Source organism: Arthrobacter yangruifuii, assembly GCF_009192775.1.
Classification (GTDB): domain Bacteria; phylum Actinomycetota; class Actinomycetes; order Actinomycetales; family Micrococcaceae; genus Arthrobacter_B; species Arthrobacter_B yangruifuii.
Map to the genome: position 1 here is coordinate 960,617 of NZ_VTFX01000001.1, position 15,750 is coordinate 976,366.

The 15,750-nt window shown below is 62.1% G+C and carries 26 protein-coding genes; all 26 read left to right on the forward strand.

Features of this window, described 5'->3' with window-relative positions; all coding sequences use genetic code 11:
- Positions 1-31: 31 nt before the first annotated feature.
- Entirely contained in the window at positions 32-397 is a 366-nt protein-coding gene (rplV, locus tag GD627_RS04645; RefSeq protein ID WP_146361092.1) for a 50S ribosomal protein L22, read from the forward strand.
- On the forward strand, positions 398-1,240 hold the full coding sequence (rpsC, locus tag GD627_RS04650; RefSeq protein WP_146361094.1) for a 30S ribosomal protein S3: 843 nt from the start codon (positions 398-400) through the stop codon (positions 1,238-1,240). It begins immediately after the preceding gene.
- Positions 1,241-1,657 carry a 50S ribosomal protein L16 gene (gene rplP / locus GD627_RS04655; RefSeq protein WP_146361096.1) on the forward strand — a complete coding sequence of 139 codons (417 nt, stop codon included), beginning with the start codon at positions 1,241-1,243 and terminating at the stop codon, positions 1,655-1,657.
- A 2-nt stretch (positions 1,658-1,659) separates the two neighbouring features.
- The gene (gene rpmC / locus GD627_RS16935; protein ID WP_146361098.1) at positions 1,660-1,989 is read left to right on the forward strand and encodes a 50S ribosomal protein L29; all 330 of its coding nucleotides are present in this window, start codon (positions 1,660-1,662) and stop codon (positions 1,987-1,989) included.
- Entirely contained in the window at positions 1,986-2,291 is a 306-nt protein-coding gene (gene rpsQ / locus GD627_RS04665; protein ID WP_146361100.1) for a 30S ribosomal protein S17, read from the forward strand. Before rpmC ends, rpsQ begins: the two co-directional genes overlap by 4 nt.
- A gap of 362 nt (positions 2,292-2,653) precedes the next feature.
- Positions 2,654-3,022: a 50S ribosomal protein L14 gene (gene rplN / locus GD627_RS04670; protein WP_055239356.1), complete on the forward strand. Its 369-nt coding sequence runs from the start codon at positions 2,654-2,656 to the stop codon at positions 3,020-3,022.
- Positions 3,023-3,025: 3 nt separating this feature from the next.
- Positions 3,026-3,385, forward strand: coding sequence for a 50S ribosomal protein L24 (gene rplX, locus GD627_RS04675; RefSeq protein ID WP_146361102.1), 360 nt, complete (start codon positions 3,026-3,028; stop codon positions 3,383-3,385).
- Positions 3,385-3,954, forward strand: a complete 570-nt coding sequence (rplE, locus tag GD627_RS04680; RefSeq protein WP_146361104.1) for a 50S ribosomal protein L5 — start codon at positions 3,385-3,387, stop codon at positions 3,952-3,954. The genes rplX and rplE overlap by 1 nt, the downstream gene beginning before the upstream one ends.
- Positions 3,955-4,044: 90 nt before the next feature.
- Positions 4,045-4,443, forward strand: a complete 399-nt coding sequence (gene rpsH, locus GD627_RS04685; RefSeq protein ID WP_146361106.1) for a 30S ribosomal protein S8 — start codon at positions 4,045-4,047, stop codon at positions 4,441-4,443.
- 18 nt (positions 4,444-4,461) lie between these two features.
- Positions 4,462-4,998, forward strand: a complete 537-nt coding sequence (gene rplF, locus GD627_RS04690; RefSeq protein ID WP_146361108.1) for a 50S ribosomal protein L6 — start codon at positions 4,462-4,464, stop codon at positions 4,996-4,998.
- Between the two features lie 2 nt (positions 4,999-5,000).
- A complete protein-coding gene (rplR, locus tag GD627_RS04695; protein WP_146361110.1) occupies positions 5,001-5,384 on the forward strand; it encodes a 50S ribosomal protein L18 in 384 nt (127 codons plus the stop codon).
- A gap of 29 nt (positions 5,385-5,413) precedes the next feature.
- Positions 5,414-6,091, forward strand: a complete 678-nt coding sequence (gene rpsE / locus GD627_RS04700; RefSeq protein WP_186764197.1) for a 30S ribosomal protein S5 — start codon at positions 5,414-5,416, stop codon at positions 6,089-6,091.
- Positions 6,091-6,303, forward strand: a complete 213-nt coding sequence (gene rpmD / locus GD627_RS04705; RefSeq protein ID WP_146361114.1) for a 50S ribosomal protein L30 — start codon at positions 6,091-6,093, stop codon at positions 6,301-6,303. Before rpsE ends, rpmD begins: the two co-directional genes overlap by 1 nt.
- 1 nt (position 6,304) lies before the next feature.
- Positions 6,305-6,760: a 50S ribosomal protein L15 gene (rplO, locus tag GD627_RS04710; RefSeq protein ID WP_146361116.1), complete on the forward strand. Its 456-nt coding sequence runs from the start codon at positions 6,305-6,307 to the stop codon at positions 6,758-6,760.
- A gap of 245 nt (positions 6,761-7,005) precedes the next feature.
- The gene (secY, locus tag GD627_RS04715; protein WP_152271516.1) at positions 7,006-8,316 is read left to right on the forward strand and encodes a preprotein translocase subunit SecY; all 1,311 of its coding nucleotides are present in this window, start codon (positions 7,006-7,008) and stop codon (positions 8,314-8,316) included.
- Positions 8,313-8,885: an adenylate kinase gene (locus GD627_RS04720; protein ID WP_146361120.1), complete on the forward strand. Its 573-nt coding sequence runs from the start codon at positions 8,313-8,315 to the stop codon at positions 8,883-8,885. The genes secY and GD627_RS04720 overlap by 4 nt, the downstream gene beginning before the upstream one ends.
- A gap of 48 nt (positions 8,886-8,933) precedes the next feature.
- The gene (map, locus tag GD627_RS04725; protein ID WP_146361122.1) at positions 8,934-9,758 is read left to right on the forward strand and encodes a type I methionyl aminopeptidase; all 825 of its coding nucleotides are present in this window, start codon (positions 8,934-8,936) and stop codon (positions 9,756-9,758) included.
- 401 nt (positions 9,759-10,159) lie between these two features.
- Positions 10,160-10,381, forward strand: coding sequence for a translation initiation factor IF-1 (gene infA, locus GD627_RS04730; protein ID WP_055239372.1), 222 nt, complete (start codon positions 10,160-10,162; stop codon positions 10,379-10,381).
- Positions 10,382-10,465: 84 nt separating this feature from the next.
- The gene (gene rpmJ / locus GD627_RS04735) at positions 10,466-10,579 is read left to right on the forward strand and encodes a 50S ribosomal protein L36 (RefSeq protein ID WP_012397712.1); all 114 of its coding nucleotides are present in this window, start codon (positions 10,466-10,468) and stop codon (positions 10,577-10,579) included.
- Between the two features lie 201 nt (positions 10,580-10,780).
- Positions 10,781-11,158: a 30S ribosomal protein S13 gene (gene rpsM / locus GD627_RS04740; RefSeq protein WP_146361124.1), complete on the forward strand. Its 378-nt coding sequence runs from the start codon at positions 10,781-10,783 to the stop codon at positions 11,156-11,158.
- Positions 11,159-11,224: 66 nt separating this feature from the next.
- A complete protein-coding gene (rpsK, locus tag GD627_RS04745; RefSeq protein ID WP_049829160.1) occupies positions 11,225-11,626 on the forward strand; it encodes a 30S ribosomal protein S11 in 402 nt (133 codons plus the stop codon).
- Positions 11,627-11,808: 182 nt separating this feature from the next.
- Positions 11,809-12,819, forward strand: coding sequence for a DNA-directed RNA polymerase subunit alpha (locus tag GD627_RS04750; protein WP_146361126.1), 1,011 nt, complete (start codon positions 11,809-11,811; stop codon positions 12,817-12,819).
- A gap of 65 nt (positions 12,820-12,884) precedes the next feature.
- Positions 12,885-13,445, forward strand: coding sequence for a 50S ribosomal protein L17 (gene rplQ, locus GD627_RS04755; protein ID WP_146361128.1), 561 nt, complete (start codon positions 12,885-12,887; stop codon positions 13,443-13,445).
- Between the two features lie 38 nt (positions 13,446-13,483).
- Positions 13,484-14,413, forward strand: a complete 930-nt coding sequence (locus tag GD627_RS04760; protein ID WP_194265958.1) for a tRNA pseudouridine synthase A — start codon at positions 13,484-13,486, stop codon at positions 14,411-14,413.
- A 308-nt stretch (positions 14,414-14,721) separates the two neighbouring features.
- A complete protein-coding gene (gene rplM / locus GD627_RS04765; protein WP_152271517.1) occupies positions 14,722-15,165 on the forward strand; it encodes a 50S ribosomal protein L13 in 444 nt (147 codons plus the stop codon).
- A gap of 39 nt (positions 15,166-15,204) precedes the next feature.
- Positions 15,205-15,702, forward strand: coding sequence for a 30S ribosomal protein S9 (gene rpsI / locus GD627_RS04770; protein WP_146361132.1), 498 nt, complete (start codon positions 15,205-15,207; stop codon positions 15,700-15,702).
- Positions 15,703-15,750: the final 48 nt, after the last annotated feature.

The window sequence follows — 15,750 nt, forward strand, 5'->3', positions numbered from 1 at the left end:
TCTTTCGGCAGAAGACGAGAGAAGGAAAGCAATGGAAGCCAAGGCAATTGCGCGTCATATCCGCGTAACGCCTATGAAGGCCCGGCGCGTCGTCAACCTTGTTCGTGGCAAGCAAGCGAATGAGGCTCTGGCAATTCTGAAGTTTGCCCCCCAGGCAGCTTCGGAGCCGGTACTTAAGGTAGTTCAGTCGGCTATGGCCAACGCACGAGTCCTCGCGGACCGTGACGGCGTGGCCTTCGACGAAGGTGACCTCATCATCAGCGAAGCATTCGTTGATGAAGGACCCACCATGAAGCGGTTCCAGCCGCGGGCCCAGGGCCGCGCGTACCGCATCAACAAGCGGACCAGCCACGTCACCGTGGTAGTCGCAACCCCTACGATCGAGGAGGAACGCTAAGTGGGACAGAAGGTAAACCCGCACGGGTTCCGACTCGGCATCACCACTGACCACGTATCGCACTGGTTTGCTGACAGCAACAAGCCGGGCCAGCGCTACAAGGACTTCGTCCGCGAGGACATCAAGATCCGTCAGCTGATGTCCACCGGCATGGACCGCGCCGGCATCGCCAAGGTTGAGATCGAGCGCACCCGTGACCGTGTCCGTGTGGATATCCACACTGCACGTCCGGGCATCGTGATCGGCCGCCGCGGCGCTGAAGCGGACCGCATCCGCGGCGAGCTCGAAAAGCTCACCGGCAAGCAGGTTCAGCTGAACATCCTCGAGGTCAAGAACCCCGAGATGGAAGCTCAGCTGGTTGCCCAGGGTGTTGCTGAGCAGCTCTCTTCCCGCGTGGCTTTCCGCCGTGCGATGAAGAAGGCCATCCAGTCCGCACAGCGTGCAGGCGCCAAGGGTATCCGTATCCAGTGCTCCGGCCGTCTGGGCGGCGCTGAAATGAGCCGTTCGGAGTTCTACCGCGAAGGCCGTGTGCCCCTGCACACCCTGCGTGCGCAGATCGACTACGGTTTCTTCGAAGCCAAGACCACCTTCGGCCGCATTGGCGTGAAGGTCTGGATCTACAAGGGCGACGTCACCGCTAAGGAACTGGCTGCACAGCAGGCTGCTGCACCGTCCCGCGGACGCTCCAACGACCGTCCGGGCCGCGGCCCCGCTGATCGTGGCGACCGTGGCGGAGACCGCCGTCGTCGTCCCGAGCGCAGCGACAAAGCCGCCGCGCCCGCCGCTGCAGAGGCTCCGGCCGCTGAGGCAGCTGCCCCCGCAGCAGAAGGAGGACAGGCTTAAATGCTTATCCCACGTCGAGTCAAATTCCGTAAGCAGCACCACCCGGGTCGCTCCGGCGCTGCAACCGGCGGCACCGCTGTCAGCTTCGGCGAGTGGGGTATCCAGGCTCTGACGCCTGCATACGTCACCAACCGGCAGATTGAAGCTGCACGTATTGCCATGACACGCCACATCAAGCGTGGCGGTAAGGTCTGGATCAACATCTACCCGGACCGTCCGCTGACGAAGAAGCCTGCCGAAACCCGTATGGGTTCCGGTAAGGGTTCTCCCGAGTGGTGGGTTGCAAACGTCAAGCCGGGCCGGGTTCTCTTCGAACTCTCCGGTGTTTCCGAAGAGGTAGCTCGTGAGGCCCTGCGCCTGGCGATCCATAAGCTGCCGTTGAAGGCACGCATTGTGCGTCGCGAGGGTGGTGAATAGAAATGGCAGTTGGATCAAAAGAGCTGACAACTGAGCAGCTGGACGGCTTCGATAAGGACCGTCTCGTAGAGGAACTGCGCAAGGCCAAGGAGGAGCTGTTCAACCTCCGTTTCCAGTCGGCCACCGGCCAGCTGGAAAACCACGGTCGTCTGCGTGCAGTCAAGCGCGACATCGCCCGCATCTACACGGTGCTGCGTGAGCGCGAGCTGGGCATTCGTCCCGAGGTTGTCGCTCCCGTTGAGGAAGCAGCACCCGAGGCACCGAAGAAGTCCAAGAAGAAGGCTGACAAGTCTGAAGCTGAAGCCAAGGTCGCTGAGGATGATGCCAAGTGAGCGAAAACAAGAATGAGGCAGCAGTGACAACTGACGCAAACGGAGCCGATGCCCGCGGGTACCGGAAGACCGCACGCGGCTACGTGGTCTCCGACAAGATGGACAAGACCATCGTCGTCGAGGTTGAAGACCGCGTGAAGCACGCCCTTTACGGCAAGGTTATCCGCCGGACTTCCAAGCGCAAGGCCCACGACGAGCAGAACGACGCCGGTATCGGCGACCTCGTGCTGATCGCCGAAACCCGGCCGCTGTCCGCTACGAAGCGGTGGCGCCTGGTCGAGATCCTCGAAAAGGCCAAGTAACCTAGAAGTAAGAAGTACCGGCCGGCCCGCCGGTGTGTTCCCCGCGGTTTAGCGGAGAACACACCGGCACCGTCCACAGCGTGAGGGCTCCGGCCGCGTTATCATCTTCGATTTCGCATCCGGGGCCTTTTCGCGATAAACTTGAAATCTTGTCTGTGTGGTGCGGAAGTGTGTCCGGAGTTCGGTCAGCATCCTCACCGCCGAATGAGACAAAAGCCCGATAATCTTGTTCGACGCCCCCAGGGCGGCTGCACTGGCGTGCAGCCCGGCCGGCCGGCGTTGAGTACCAGTATTACGGGGTCCACCCATATCCGTTCCGCAAGGCTCAGTAATGAGAACCGGCGCGACGACAGGAGTTATAAGTGATTCAGCAGGAGTCGCGACTGAAGGTCGCCGACAACACGGGTGCCAAGGAAATCTTGACCATCCGCGTTCTCGGTGGATCCGGCCGTCGCTACGCAGGCATTGGTGACACCATTGTTGCCACCGTCAAGGATGCAATTCCCGGCGGCAACGTCAAAAAGGGCGACGTGGTCAAGGCCGTCATCGTCCGTACCAAGAAGGAACGCCGCCGCCAGGACGGTTCCTACATCAAGTTCGATGAGAACGCTGCAGTGATCTTGAAGAATGACGGCGACCCCCGCGGTACCCGTATCTTCGGGCCGGTCGGCCGCGAACTTCGCGACAAGAAGTTCATGAAGATCATTTCGCTGGCTCCGGAGGTGCTGTAGTCCATGGCAAAGATTAAGAAGGGTGACCTCGTTCAGGTCATCACCGGTGCAAAGGCTGAACGCGGCGGAGACCGCGGCAAGCAGGGCAAGGTTCTGAAGGTTTTCCCCGAGAGCAACCGCGTTCTCGTTGAAGGCATCAACCGCGTCACCAAGCACACCAAGGTCGGCCAGACCTCCCGCGGTTCCAACACCGGCGGCATCGAGGTTGTTGAAGCACCGATCCACGTTTCCAACGTCGCCATTGTCGATCCGGAGACCAAGAAGCCGACCCGCGTGGGCTTCCGCACCGCAACCGTCGAAAAAGATGGCCGTGAGCGCACTGTGCGTATCCGCGTGGCCAAGGGCTCTGGGAAGGACCTCTAATGACTGAGACTGTCACCAAGATCGTTCCCCGTCTGAAGACCCGCTACGCAGCGGAGATCAAGCAGACCCTGCAGGACGAATTCAACTACGCAAACGTCAACCAGGTTCCCGGCCTCGTCAAGGTCGTCGTGAACATGGGTGTTGGAGATGCCGCCAAGGACTCCAAGCTCATTGACGGTGCTGTCCGGGACCTCACCCAGATCACGGGCCAGAAGCCCCAGGTCACCAAGGCACGCAAGTCCATCGCACAGTTCAAGCTGCGCGAAGGCATGCCGATCGGTGCGCACGTTACGCTGCGCGGCGACCGCATGTGGGAATTCGTGGACCGCCTGGTCACCCTGGCACTGCCCCGTATCCGTGACTTCCGCGGTCTGAACGGCAAGCAGTTCGACGGCAACGGCAACTACACGTTCGGTCTGACCGAACAGTCGATGTTCCACGAAATCGATCAGGACAAGATCGACCGCGTACGCGGCATGGACATCACCGTGGTTACCACTGCAAAGACCGATGACGAGGGACGCGCGCTGCTGAAGGCGCTCGGCTTCCCGTTCAAATCCGAAGATTAATTACTACGTAACAGGTCCGACGGAGATCCGTGAGGCTATGCCGCACGGCGCTCCTGCAGGAAACCGTTACGAGGGAGGGCAAGAGCCCACATGACAATGACAGATCCTGTCGCAGATATGCTCACGCGTCTGCGCAATGCAAACTCGGCATACCACGATTCCGTGTCCATGCCTTACAGCAAGCTCAAGGCGCGCGTTGCTGACATCCTCAAGGCCGAAGGTTACATCGCCGGCTGGAAGGAAGAAGAGGCCGAGGTTGGCAAGAAGCTGACCCTGGACCTCAAGTTCGGTCCGAACCGCGAGCGTTCCATCGCCGGCGTTCGCCGCATCTCCAAGCCCGGCCTGCGCGTTTACGCGAAGTCCACCAACCTGCCGCACGTGCTGGGTGGTCTGGGTATCGCAATCCTGTCGACGTCGTCAGGTCTTCTGACCGACCGCCAGGCCGCCAAGAAGGGTGTAGGTGGGGAAGTCCTCGCCTACGTCTGGTAGCAGGGAAGGGAAAGAAAAATGTCACGTATTGGACGTCTGCCCATCCCGGTTCCTGCCGGAGTAGATATCGCCATCAACGGCAACGTTGTATCCGTCAAGGGCGCCAAGGGCGAGCTGAGCCACACTGTGCCCAGCCCGATCACGGCCACGCTTGAAGACGGCACCATCACCGTTACCCGCCCGAACGACGAGCGCGAATCCCGCTCCCTCCACGGCCTGACCCGCACGCTGATCAGCAACATGATCACCGGCGTGACCGAAGGCTACAAGAAGGATCTGGAAATCGTTGGTACCGGTTACCGCGTTGTTGCCAAGGGAGCGGACCTCGAGTTCGCCCTGGGCTACAGCCACCCGGTCCCCGTCGCGGCCCCCGAAGGCATCACGCTTACCGTGGTTGCCCCGACGAAGGTCACCGTGTCCGGTATCGACAAGCAGCAGGTGGGCGAGGTTTCCGCCAACATCCGCAAGCTGCGTAAGCCCGACCCCTACAAGGGCAAGGGTATTCGTTACGCCGGCGAGATTGTCCGCCGCAAGGTCGGAAAGGCTGGTAAGTAACCATGGCCATCAGCATTAATAAGAAGAAGCACAGCAAGAGCAAGTCTGCCCTGCGCAGCCGTCGCCAGCTGCGTATCCGCAAGCGGATTTCCGGAACCGCGGCTCGTCCGCGCCTCGTGGTCAACCGCTCCGCCCGCCACATCTTCGTCCAGGTTGTCGATGACACCCGCGGCGTAACCGTGGCCTCCGCATCCACCATGGAAGCGGATCTGCGTGCACTGGACGGCGACAAGACCGCCAAGGCCAAGCGCGTAGGCGAGCTCGTCGCTGAGCGGTCCAAGGCCGCCGGTGTCGAGGCCGTTGTCTTTGACCGCGGTGGTAACCGCTACCACGGCCGTATTGCTGCAGTTGCAGACGGCGCACGTGAAGGTGGGCTGGCACTGTGACCGAGGTAAACAAGGAAAAGGAAAATCAGGTGACTGAAGCTACAGCTGCTGAGGCAACTGAGACCAAGGAAGCCGCAGCCACCGGTACCGACGACCGCCGCGGCGGACGTCGCGGCGAGCAGCGCTCCGACCGTGGAGGCCGCGGCGAACGCGGTGGCCGCGGTGGCCGCGACGGCGGACGCAATGATGAGAAGGACAAGTTCATTGAACGCGTCGTGACCATCAACCGTGTTGCCAAGGTGGTCAAGGGTGGTCGTCGCTTCAGCTTCACCGCCCTGGTTGTTGTCGGAGACGGCAACGGCATGGTCGGCGTTGGCTACGGCAAGGCAAAGGAAGTTCCCTCCGCTATCGCGAAGGCCGTCGAAGAAGCCAAGAAGTCCTTCTTCCGCGTCCCGCGCATCGGTGGAACCGTCCCGCACCTCGTCCAGGGTGAAGCTGCCGCAGGCGTTGTCCTGCTGCGTCCGGCTTCCCCGGGTACCGGCGTTATCGCCGGCGGTCCGGTCCGCGCCATCCTCGAATGCGCCGGCATCCACGACGTGCTGTCCAAGTCGCTCGGGTCCTCCAACGCCATCAACATCGTGCACGCCACGGTTGATGCGCTGAAGCGCCTCGAAGAGCCCCAGGCAGTGGCAGCACGCCGCGGCCTTCCGCTCGACCAGGTTGTCCCCGCCGCGATGCTCCGCAACATGCAGAAGGCAGGTGCCTGATGTCGACTCCGAAGAACGTTGCCGTTAGCACGGCTCGGCTGGAAATCACTCAGATCAAGTCCACCATCGGTGGTAAGCAGAATCAGCGCGACACGCTGCGTTCACTGGGCCTGAAGCACATCGGCGACTCCGTCGTCCGTACTGCTGATGCAGTGACCGTTGGCATGATCAACACGGTTCCGCACCTCGTGAAGGTTGAGGAGGCGAAGTAACATGCCCGAAGATAACAAAACTCTGAAGGTCCATCACCTGCGTCCGGCACCCGGTGCCAAGACGGCCAAGACCCGCGTAGGCCGCGGTGAAGGTTCCAAGGGTAAGACGGCAGGCCGCGGTACCAAGGGTACGGCTGCCCGCTACCAGGTCAAGGCAGGCTTCGCAGGCGGGCAGCTTCCGCTGCACATGCGTCTGCCGAAGCTGCGCGGCTTCAAGAACCCGTTCCGGGTCGAGTTCCAGGTTGTCAACCTGGACAAGATCTCGGAGCTGTTCCCCGAAGGCGGCACCGTGGACATCGAAGCACTGGTTGCCAAGGGTGCGGTTCGCAAGAACCAGCCCGTGAAGGTCCTCGGCTCCGGCGACATCACCGTCAAGGTTGATGTCTCGGCCAACGCCTTCTCCGCCAGCGCCGCAGAAAAGATCGCCGCAGCCGGCGGATCCACCACCACGGTCTAAGACTTACGTGGCGGGTCTGTCTGCCCTCCCCGTCCGGACACATCATGTGTGCGGACAGGGGAGGGGTGCACGATCCCTCGTTTTACCACTGAACTCCTGGCGGACCCATCCGGTCCGCCGGGAGTTCAGTTCTGTTTAAGGCAACTACCGCGTCCCGTATGGCGTTAACGCAGTAAGGGCCCCGAACGGCTAGACTCTGTTTCTGTCACAAGTCCGGATTGGACTTTCAAACTTCAGGAGGACGCTTGCTTAGCGCTATTGGCCGGGCTTTCCGGACACCAGATCTGCGACGCAAGCTGTTGTTTACGCTGGGAATCATCACTATCTTCCGCATGGGTGCTTTTATCCCGGCCCCGGGTGTTGACTACGGCAATGTGCAGCAGTGCTTGAATCTGGGTGCCACTTCCGGTGGTATTTACCAGTTCGTCAATCTTTTCAGCGGCGGTGCGCTGCTGCAGGTCTCCATCTTTGCCCTCGGCATCATGCCCTACATCACGGCCAGCATCATTGTTCAGCTGCTCCGCGTCGTGATCCCGCACTTCCAGGCCCTCTACGATGAAGGCCAGCAGGGCCAGTCCAAGCTGACCCAGTACACGCGCTACCTCACCATTGCGCTCGGCCTGCTCAACGCGACCACGGTCGTCTCCCTGGCCCGCTCCGGTGCGCTGTTCAACAACCAGTGCTCCCTGCCGATCATCCCTGATGACAACCTGGTGACCGTCCTGCTGCTCATCGTCACGCTGACCGCCGGCACCGGCGTCATCATGTGGATGGGTGAACTCGTCACGGAAAAGGGTGTGGGCAACGGTATGTCGCTGCTCATCTTCACCTCCATCGCGGCGTCCTTCCCCAGCGCCCTCGGCGCCATCCTCACCGCCCAGGGCTGGACCATCTTCCTGGCCGTCATCGCCGTGGGCATCCTGACGGTGGCCCTGGTCATCTTCGTGGAACAGTCCCAGCGGCGCATCCCGGTGCAGTACGCCAAGCGGATGGTCGGCCGCCGCACCGTCGGCGGCACCAACACCTACATCCCGATCAAGGTCAACATGGCCGGCGTGATCCCCGTGATCTTTGCGTCCTCCATGCTGTACCTGCCGAGCCTCCTGGCCCAGTTCAATACCCCGAGCCAGGGCACGCCCCCGGGATGGGTGGTATGGATCAACAACTACCTCGTCAGCGGCGACCACCCGCTCTACATGCTGGTGTACTTCCTGCTGATCGTCTTCTTCACCTACTTCTACGTCTCGATCACGTTCAACCCGGACGAGGTCTCGGAGAACATGAAGAAATACGGCGGCTTCATTCCCGGCATCCGGGCCGGCCGCCCCACCGCCGAATACCTGCAGTACGTGCTCTCCCGGATCACGCTGCCCGGCGCCCTCTACCTGGGCTTCGTCGCCCTGATCCCGCTGATTGCTCTGGTGTTGGTTGGAGCTAACCAGAACTTCCCGTTCGGCGGAACGTCAATCCTCATCATGGTTGGTGTGGGACTGGAAACAGTCAAACAAATTGACGCGCAGCTCCAGCAACGTCACTACGAAGGGTTATTGCGATGACAAGAATGCTCATTATCGGACCTCCCGGTGCCGGTAAAGGAACACAGGCGGCCCGGATCTCGGACCGCCTCGGTGTCACGGCAATATCGACCGGCGACATTTTCCGCTCCAACGTCAAGGAGCAGACTCCGCTCGGCGTGGAGGCCAAGAAGTACATCGACGCCGGCAACTTCGTTCCGGATTCCGTCACCAACGACATGGTCCGCACCCGCCTTGCCGAGGACGACGTCGAAGCGGGCTTCCTGCTCGACGGCTACCCGCGCACCGTGGCGCAGGTGGAGGAACTGGACGATATCCTCGCCGGCAACGGCCAGAAGCTCGACGCAGTCCTCCTGCTGACCGCCGACGACGACGAACTCGTTGCCCGCCTGCTTCGGCGTGCAGAACTCGAAGGGCGCAGCGATGACACCGAAGATGTCATCCGGCACCGCCTGGACCTCTACAAGCAGCAGACAGGCGACGTCGTCGCCCGCTATGAGGACCGCGGCATCGTGACCCGCGTAGACGGTCTCGGCGCCATCGACGATGTCACTGAGCGCGTCATGGAAGCACTGAAGGACCTGCGCTAAAAAGAAGAACGGCGCTAACAGCAATCCCGCTAGGAAGTTAGAAGACACATGTTCGGCCAGCCTCGAATCGAATACAAAACCAACGAGCAGATGCGCATTATGCGCGAAGCCGGCCTTGTACTGATTTCCGCCCTCGACGCGGCCGTGAAGGCCGCGGACGTCGGAGTCAGCACCCGGGAGATTGACGCAGTATTTGCCGGCGTGCTTCAGGAAGCCGGAGCGACCTCCAATTTCCTGGGCTACCACGGCTACCCGGCCACGGTCTGCACCTCCGTGAACGAGGAAGTTGTCCACGGCATCCCGGGGGACCGGGTGCTGCAGGACGGCGACATCATTTCCATTGACGGCGGAGCAGTCGTGAACGGCTGGCATTCGGACTCCGCGCGTACCGTGATCGTGGGTACGCCGGATCCCGAGGACCAGCGCCTGTCCGACGTCACCGAGAACGCCATGTGGCACGGAATCGCAGCTGCTGCCAAGGGCAGGTTCGTGGGGGACATCGGCGCGGCCATCGACGACTACGTCAGCAGCGTCCCGGGCAAGCGCCTGGGAATCCTCGAAGACTACGTCGGCCACGGCATCGGCACCCAGATGCACCAGGCACCGGACGTGCTGAATTACCGGACCGGCCACAACGGCCCGAAGCTGAAGCCCGGACTGTGCCTGGCCATTGAACCAATGCTGGTGCGCGGCAAGATCCTCACCCGTACCCTCGATGATGACTGGACGGTTGTCACCGAAGACGGGAGCCGGTCCAGCCAGTGGGAACACTCCGTGGCGATCCACGAGAAGGGGATCTGGGTGCTGACATCGCCCGACGGCGGTGCCTCGCGGCTGGAGCCGCTGGGCGTCACCCCGGTACCCGTTCCCTAGCCTGCGCGGATTTTCCGGCACCGGGACAGCACGACGCTCGGATGTCGGTACCGATGTCGGTACCGCAGGACACAGCAGGCCCCGTTCCGTTCCGGCACGGGGCCTGCTGCTTTCCGCCGAACCGGGCCGGCGTCGGCCACGGTGCCCCGGTAGCGCCGCCGCCCCCCTGGAGGTACGCCGGAAGGGCAGCGATTACCCGGAACGCAAACTGGACACCCGGAGCGATTTAACTTATGGGGGGTCATCCCGTAGAGTTATCTGTTGGTTGTCTCTACATTCGTGCCCGGATTGACCGTTTTCGATGCCTCGTGCGCCGAAGCGGTGGACGGAACGGACGTGACGGCCACATTCGAAAAACCGTTGCCGGCGCCAAACCGGCAACACAGACGTTAGCGGAGGATATGGCCAAGAAAGACGGCGTCATTGAGATCGAGGGCTCGGTAAACGAAGCCCTGCCCAACGCGATGTTCCGCGTTGAGCTGGCCAACGGCCACATTGTGCTCGCACACATCTCGGGAAAGATGCGTCAACACTACATTCGCATCCTCCCAGGAGACCGCGTTGTGGTGGAACTTAGCCCGTACGACCTCACCCGGGGTCGCATCGTCTACCGCTACAAGTAAACCGCTGCCGAGACGGACGGCGTACCGGCTGAGCCGGTCCGCTGACCGATCAGGCTCAACCCTGCAACCACGCAAAGGAAAACCATGAAGGTCCAGCCGAGCGTCAAGCAGATCTGCGATAAGTGCAAGGTGATTCGCCGTAACGGTCGAGTCATGGTGATCTGCGAGAACCCGCGCCACAAGCAGCGCCAGGGCTAATTAGCCTCTCTAGCTCCGAGGTCCGCAAGGGCACCGGCATGAGGGCCCCTGTTACAGGGAGTCAGCCCACGCGTAGTTAATTGAATATGGCAGTGCAGCGTCTATACGCGTGACGCATACCCCCGGTACGGAGGCCGGGGACCTGGCAACAGGGACGCACTGCTTCAGACCTCCGGTAATAACCAAAGGAGAACCGCCGATATGGCACGTCTCGCTGGCGTTGACATTCCCCGCGAAAAGCGGGTAGTGATTGCGCTTACCTACATCTACGGCGTGGGCAAGACCCGTGCAGAGCAGACCCTTGCAGAGACCGGCATCAGCCCGGAAACTCGCGTCAAGGACCTCACCGACGCTGAACTCGTTCAGCTGCGTGACTACATCGAGGGCAACTTCAAGGTTGAGGGTGACCTCCGCCGTGAGGTGGCCGCTGACATCCGCCGCAAGGTCGAGATCGGCAGCTACCAGGGCATCCGGCACCGCCGCGGCATGCCCGTCCACGGTCAGCGCACGAAGACCAACGCTCGTACCCGTAAGGGCCCGAAGCGCACCGTTGCCGGTAAGAAGAAGGCCGGCCGCTAAATAAGCGGTCTTTCGGCCACGGCCCGAATCCGGGCCACCTAAACCAAACTCTTTGTAGGAGAAGTAATGCCCCCCAAGACTCGTGGAGCGGTCCGCAAGCCGCGTCGCAAGGATAAGAAGAATATCGCGCTCGGCCAGGCGCATATCAAGAGCACCTTCAACAACACCATCGTGTCCATCACGGACCCGTCCGGTGCTGTTATCTCATGGGCTTCCGCCGGTGAGGTTGGCTTCAAGGGCTCGCGTAAGTCCACCCCGTTCGCTGCTCAGATGGCTGCTGAAGCTGCCGCTAAGCGCGCACAGGAGCACGGCGTCCGCAAGGTCGACGTCTTCGTGAAGGGTCCGGGCTCCGGTCGCGAGACCGCCATCCGTTCGCTGCAGGCCACCGGCCTGGAGGTTGGCTCCATTCAGGACGTCACTCCGAGCGCACACAACGGTTGCCGTCCCCCGAAGCGCCGCCGCGTATAAGCAGCACTGCGGTTCCGGTTCCCCCGGCGGGCAGCCCACTCTCATACAGTGGCCTGCCCGCCGGCGGGCACCGGTCCCGGGCTGGCTGTAAGCCGTCCAAGACGCCCGCGGAAGACCCGTCGTCGTCGTTTCCACCATTTGTGTTGCGTCATATAGCGGATGCTCGCTGAAAGGAAATGCAAGTGCTCATTGCACAGCGCCCCACCCTCACTGAAGAAGTCGTAGCCGACAACCGCTCACGGTTCATCATTGAACCCCTGGAGCCGGGTTTCGGTTACACCCTCGGTAACTCCCTCCGTCGTACCCTGCTGTCCTCCATTCCCGGTGCCGCTGTAACCAGCATCCGCATCGAGGGCGTGCTGCACGAGTTCACGACGGTTCCCGGCGTCAAGGAAGATGTCACCGAGATCATCCTGAACGTCAAGAACCTCTCGGTTTCCTCCGAGCACGACGAGCCCGTTGTGGCCTACCTGCGCAAGCAGGGCCCCGGCGTGGTTACGGCTGCGGACATCGCTCCGCCGGCCGGTGTGGAGTTCCACAACCCCGACCTGCACATCGCCACGCTGAACTCGAAGGGCAAGTTCGAACTCGAACTGACCATCGAGCGCGGCCGCGGCTACGTGTCGGCCAGCCAGAACAAGTCCGGTGACCAGGAGATCGGCCGCATCCCGGTTGACTCCATCTACTCGCCGGTCCTGAAGGTGACCTTCCGCGTGGAGGCCACCCGTGTTGAACAGCGCACCGACTTCGATCGCCTGATCGTTGACGTTGAGACCAAGGATGCCATTGCACCGCGCGACGCTGTCGCCTCTGCCGGTACCACCCTGGTTGAACTGTTCGGCCTGGCACGTGAACTCAACACCGCCGCTGAAGGTATTGAAATCGGTCCGAGCCCCACGGATGCCGCACTGGCAGCCGACATGGCCCTGCCGATCGAAGATCTCGAGCTGACTGTGCGTTCGTACAACTGCCTCAAGCGCGAAGGCATCCACACCGTGGGTGAACTCGTAGCCCGCTCCGAGGCTGACCTGATGGACATCCGCAACTTTGGTGCGAAGTCCATCGATGAGGTGAAGGCAAAACTGGTTGAACTGGGTCTGTCCCTGAAGGATTCCCCTCCCGGATTCGACCTGGCCGCCCGTGCCGCAGCTATTGAAGAGGACGAGTCCGAATACTCGGACGACGAGCTCTAACTGAAGCAAATTCTTGCCGGCGGGCTTTTCAAGCACCGTACGGCACCGTTTGAGGAGAAAAAGTAATGCCTACACCCACCAAGGGTAAGCGCCTCGGAGGCAGCCCGGCACACCAGCGCCTGATGCTGGCCAACCTTGCCGCGCAGCTGTTCGAGCACAAGCAGATCACCACCACGGTGACCAAGGCCAAGCGTCTGCGTCCCTACGCGGAACGCCTGATCACGTTCGCAAAGCGCGGGGACCTGTCCTCCCGCCGCCGCGTCCTGGCCCTGATCTCCGACAAGGGCATCGTTCACGAGCTCTTCACCGACATTGCTCCGGCAGTCGAGAAGCGCGACGGCGGTTACACCCGTATCACCAAGATCGGCAACCGTAAGGGCGACAATGCTCCCATGGCTGTCATCGAGCTGGTCCTGGAACCGCTTTCTGCCAAGCAGTCCGTCGTGGCCGAAGCCAGCACCGCAGCAGCTGCTGCAGCGCCGGCTCCGGTTGAGTCTGCCGACTCCGCTGATTCCGCTGATTCGGCTGAGTCTGCTGATTCCGCTGAGTCTGCCGACTCCGCTGATGAAGCAGTCGTCGCCGAAGAGGCTCCCGAAGCAGTCGTGGAGACCGAAGAGAAGAAGTAATTCTTCGCTGAGGTCCCGGTGCCCTTAATATGGGTGCTATGACTCTTGAAAGGCCCGCCGTCCCTGAAATGGATGGCGGGCCTTTCCGCGTCCGGATGGACCTTGCCTATGACGGTGCGCCCTTCTCCGGCTGGGCCGCCCAGCCCGGGCTGCGGACCGTGCAGGGCGTCGTGGAGGACGCCCTGGCGGTGCTGCTGCGCCGGCCCGTGCGCATTACCGTGGCGGGCAGGACCGATGCCGGAGTGCATGCCCGCGGACAGGTGGTGCACTTCGATCTCACCGCCTCGGAATGGTACGAGCTGGCGCGCGGACGGGACGTGGACCCCGGAGTCTCGCTGCGGCGCAGGCTGCACGGGGTGATCAACAAGGAACTCACCATGGCAGCCCGTGATGCCGGGCAGCAGCGGCGCTCCGTGGACGCCCTGGGCGGCGCCGTGGAAGTCCTTTCCGCAGTCCCGGCCCCTGCCGGCTTCGACGCCCGCTTCTCGGCCCTCTGGCGGCGGTACAGCTACCGCATCTGCGACCTGCCCGAGAACCGGGACCCGCTGTCACGGCACACCACCCTTTGGTTCAAGGCACCGCTGGACATCGGGCGGATGAACGAAGCAGCGGAAGGCGTGCTGGGCATCCGGGATTTCCTCTCCTTCTGCAAACCCCGCACCGGCTCCACCACCATCCGCGAACTCCAGGAGTTTCACTTCCGGCGCGGTTCCGACGGGATAATCACCACCCACATCCAGGCCGACGCGTTCTGCCACAACATGGTCCGCTCGCTGGTAGGGGGTTCCCTGCTGGTCGGCTCGGGGGAGCGGCGCCCCCAGTGGCTGGCAGACCGCCTCGCCGCCAGGATGCGGGACTCGAAATCGCTCCTGGCGCCGCCCCATCCGCTGGTGCTGGAAGAGGTCCGCTACCCGGCGGACGTGGAACTGGCCGGCCGGGCGGAACTGACCCGGGCGCACCGTAAATAGCGCTTCCCCGGGAGGCCGACGTAAAATGGGGGCAAATTCCATATCCGGGCGCACCGGCAGCTTTTGACCAGACTACGTAAGCAGGCTATTGTTTATAGTCGTTGTGCGTGTCCTACCTCGATAGGCCTATGCCCACGGGAGCGGCTTCGTTGCAGAGCCACCTGGCCCCGGGGAAATAGCCGAGATATCAGGACCACTGGTTACTTCAGTCCTCACCTGACCATCCGGTAACGCATAGAGAAGCTGCACTGTCCATGGCATCCATGGCCAGCGCGCCACCTAAGACAGAAGAAACGAAGGCAAACACCGTGCGTACGTACACCCCGAAGCCCGGCGACATCAACCGCCAGTGGCACGTCATTGACGCCACCGACGTTGTCCTAGGCCGTCTTGCCAGCCAGACCGCAACACTGCTGCGCGGAAAGCACAAGCCGACCTTTGCTCCCCACATGGACATGGGCGATTTCGTCATCATCATCAACGCCGAGAAGGTTGCCCTTACCGGCGCCAAGCTCGAACAGAAGCGTGCCTACCGCCACTCGGGTTACCCGGGCGGTCTGTCCTCCGTCAACTACGCTGAACTGCTGGAAAAGAACCCGGTACGTGCAGTTGAGAAGGCTGTCCGCGGCATGCTGCCCAAGAACTCCCTGGCTGCTGACCAGATCAGCAAGCTGAAGGTTTACCGCGGTGCGGAGCACCCCCACGCCGCACAGCAGCCCAAGACCTTCGAAATCACCCAGGTCGCCCAGTAGTTCTGGCCCGCCAACTAAGAAATTAATTCAAGGAGAATCGTGGCTCAGAACACTGAAGAGCTGAATGAAAACACCGAGGAGCTTTCGAGCTACACCTCGGAATCCTCTGACTCGGCCCAGGTCGCTGTCAAGGAACGCCCCGCCCTGACCGTCCCCGGCTCCGCCGTGGGACGCCGCAAGCAGGCTATTGCCCGCGTGCGCCTGGTTCCGGGTACCGGCAAGTGGATTGTCAACGACCGCGAGCTCGAGGATTACTTCCCGAACAAGCTGCACCAGCAGGAAGTCAACGAGCCGTTCAAGCTTCTTGACCTCGAAGGTGCCTACGACGTCATCGCCCGCATCCACGGCGGCGGCCCCTCCGGCCAGGCCGGTGCGCTGCGTCTGGGCGTTGCCCGCTCGCTGAACGAGATTGACCGCGAGAACAACCGCCCCGCCCTGAAGAAGGCAGGCTTCCTGACTCGTGACGCCCGCGTCATCGAGCGCAAGAAGGCCGGTCTCAAGAAGGCACGCAAGGCGCCTCAGTACTCCAAGCGCTAATCCAGTGCTTCACCAGAAGGCAGTCGCCACGGCGGCTGCCTTCTGGCG

What these genes read in the sequence shown, in the direction of transcription:
- rplV (WP_146361092.1), top strand. Translation starts at nt 32, where the DNA reads ATGGAAGCCAAGGCAATTGCGCGTCATATCCGCGTAACGCCTATGAAG.
- rplP (WP_146361096.1), top strand. Translation starts at nt 1,241, where the DNA reads ATGCTTATCCCACGTCGAGTCAAATTCCGTAAGCAGCACCACCCGGGT.
- rpmC (WP_146361098.1), top strand. Translation starts at nt 1,660, where the DNA reads ATGGCAGTTGGATCAAAAGAGCTGACAACTGAGCAGCTGGACGGCTTC.
- rplX (WP_146361102.1), top strand. Translation starts at nt 3,026, where the DNA reads ATGGCAAAGATTAAGAAGGGTGACCTCGTTCAGGTCATCACCGGTGCA.
- rplE (WP_146361104.1), top strand. Translation starts at nt 3,385, where the DNA reads ATGACTGAGACTGTCACCAAGATCGTTCCCCGTCTGAAGACCCGCTAC.
- rpsH (WP_146361106.1), top strand. Translation starts at nt 4,045, where the DNA reads ATGACAATGACAGATCCTGTCGCAGATATGCTCACGCGTCTGCGCAAT.
- rplF (WP_146361108.1), top strand. Translation starts at nt 4,462, where the DNA reads ATGTCACGTATTGGACGTCTGCCCATCCCGGTTCCTGCCGGAGTAGAT.
- rplR (WP_146361110.1), top strand. Translation starts at nt 5,001, where the DNA reads ATGGCCATCAGCATTAATAAGAAGAAGCACAGCAAGAGCAAGTCTGCC.
- rpmD (WP_146361114.1), top strand. Translation starts at nt 6,091, where the DNA reads ATGTCGACTCCGAAGAACGTTGCCGTTAGCACGGCTCGGCTGGAAATC.
- rplO (WP_146361116.1), top strand. Translation starts at nt 6,305, where the DNA reads ATGCCCGAAGATAACAAAACTCTGAAGGTCCATCACCTGCGTCCGGCA.
- GD627_RS04720 (WP_146361120.1), top strand. Translation starts at nt 8,313, where the DNA reads ATGACAAGAATGCTCATTATCGGACCTCCCGGTGCCGGTAAAGGAACA.
- map (WP_146361122.1), top strand. Translation starts at nt 8,934, where the DNA reads ATGTTCGGCCAGCCTCGAATCGAATACAAAACCAACGAGCAGATGCGC.
- infA (WP_055239372.1), top strand. Translation starts at nt 10,160, where the DNA reads ATGGCCAAGAAAGACGGCGTCATTGAGATCGAGGGCTCGGTAAACGAA.
- rpmJ (WP_012397712.1), top strand. Translation starts at nt 10,466, where the DNA reads ATGAAGGTCCAGCCGAGCGTCAAGCAGATCTGCGATAAGTGCAAGGTG.
- rpsM (WP_146361124.1), top strand. Translation starts at nt 10,781, where the DNA reads ATGGCACGTCTCGCTGGCGTTGACATTCCCCGCGAAAAGCGGGTAGTG.
- rpsK (WP_049829160.1), top strand. Translation starts at nt 11,225, where the DNA reads ATGCCCCCCAAGACTCGTGGAGCGGTCCGCAAGCCGCGTCGCAAGGAT.
- rplQ (WP_146361128.1), top strand. Translation starts at nt 12,885, where the DNA reads ATGCCTACACCCACCAAGGGTAAGCGCCTCGGAGGCAGCCCGGCACAC.
- GD627_RS04760 (WP_194265958.1), top strand. Translation starts at nt 13,484, where the DNA reads ATGACTCTTGAAAGGCCCGCCGTCCCTGAAATGGATGGCGGGCCTTTC.